This is a genomic window from Parasphingorhabdus sp., assembly GCF_036963705.1.
GTDB lineage: Bacteria > Pseudomonadota > Alphaproteobacteria > Sphingomonadales > Sphingomonadaceae > Parasphingorhabdus.
Window position 1 is genome coordinate 1 of the sequence record NZ_JBALUT010000156.1, and the last position, 1,568, is coordinate 1,568.

Consider the following 1,568-nt stretch of genomic DNA (forward strand, 5'->3'; position numbering starts at 1 on the left):
GATGTACGGCGGTCTGGGCTATGTCTTTGTAATGACCGGATTGAAGATCACCGGACTGGGTTGATGGGGTCGAAACCGTAATTTATCGCCACAGCGTGTCAGCGACATCTGGACAGCATCCGCCCTTGTGGCTGAAATACCATGTCTACAAGATATATGGCGCCCCGACCGTCACCTTCGAGATCGGAGACGAGACCGATCGCCAACTTATCATCCGGCTGGCACGGGAGGCCGCGATCGCGATGATGGAGAGTCTGCAAGGCGATAAGGACGGGGAGGTCGTTCAGACGGTCAAGGAACATAACGATTCTGTCCGGATCGATGTTGCCAAAACTATTGGTCCGAAACTGGCTGGACTTGAAGACATAGAAAATGTTTGCATTCGGCGCGGAAGCTAACAGCCGATAAAATTCTTAGGTGGAGCGCCCGGCATTATAAGGGCGCTCCTTTGCTTTCCCAAACATGCAGGGGTTTAGGTTTGATTGATAAGCCAGACCTGGGTGGAATTTGGCTGCCGATTGAGTGACCGCCGGTTAGCTCTCTGACAAATACTCTCAGTATATTCAATCCGGTCTAGAAATGAGCTATGCGTATAGCAACTTTGCTCCCAACTCGTCTTTCGTCGCAAAAACGACCATATCACGCCCGTCTTCTTTCGCCCGATACAAATTATTGTCCGCCGTTTTGAGCGAACCGCCAATGGTCGTGCCTGCATGGTGAACAGTACAACCAATGCTTACGGTGAGCGATAGCAAATGACCGTCTGCAAATATGTCCATGCTGCGGACAGCATCACAAATTTGTTGAGCGCGCTCCCGTCCTTTTCCACCGTCACAATTGGGAACGAAAACGACAAATTCCTCTCCGCCCAAACGGCCGACAAGACTATCGGGACCGGCCGACAGCGAGATTGAGTTGGCCAGAGCGCGCAACGCATCGTCTCCGGCAGCATGGCCATAGGTATCATTTATCCGCTTGAAATGGTCCGCATCGACAATCATCAGCACGCCGGGAGCTTCGCGGCCCCTTACGCTGTCCAGAAAATAGGACCGGTTCATCAGGCCGGTCAGGCCGTCGAGGCGGATTTCGGAATCCATGATGCCCAGCATTTTGGTCAAGCTATGCAACATCGAGAGGCCGACAAAAGTGGCGGGTGGAGCAATCAGCAGCGGGATCATGAATGCCATCCCGACAAAGGCCAGTTTGCGACCCAACTCCATGTCATCGACAAGGGACAGAAAGCCAGACACAATCACGACGGGCACAATGATCGCCAGCGCTGATAGCAGCGCGGTATATCGCAAAACCTGCCGCTTGGATTGAACACGTAATAACATGGCGAAGCGTTACGATGTGACCCATTACCAAATGATTATATTGTGTGGAATAATGCAGTGGGGCCAATCATGACTGGGGCGCCAGACGCGCACGTCGATTGCAGCATCATTTTGCACTGCCTGATAGGATTCCTATTGAATCGGAGGCCGGTAGGCGGGGCTTTTGAGCGTCAGCATATAGGCCGCAAGTTCATCAATCCGCTTCGCATCAATCTCGAAATCCATTTGCCC

General features: G+C 52.6%; 2 protein-coding genes. One reads left to right on the plus strand and one right to left on the minus strand.

The genetic code is table 11. The features are described 5' to 3' along the window. Positions 1 to 125: 125 nt before the first annotated feature. Positions 126 to 398, plus strand: coding sequence for a hypothetical protein (locus tag V7680_RS15615; protein ID WP_335654172.1), 273 nt, complete (start codon positions 126 to 128; stop codon positions 396 to 398). Positions 399 to 584: 186 nt separating this feature from the next. Here V7680_RS15615 and V7680_RS15620 read toward each other — a convergent pair whose 3' ends face one another. Further along, a complete protein-coding gene (locus V7680_RS15620) occupies positions 585 to 1,337 on the minus strand; it encodes a GGDEF domain-containing protein (protein WP_335654173.1) in 753 nt (250 codons plus the stop codon). Between the last annotated feature and the right edge of the window lie 231 nt (positions 1,338 to 1,568).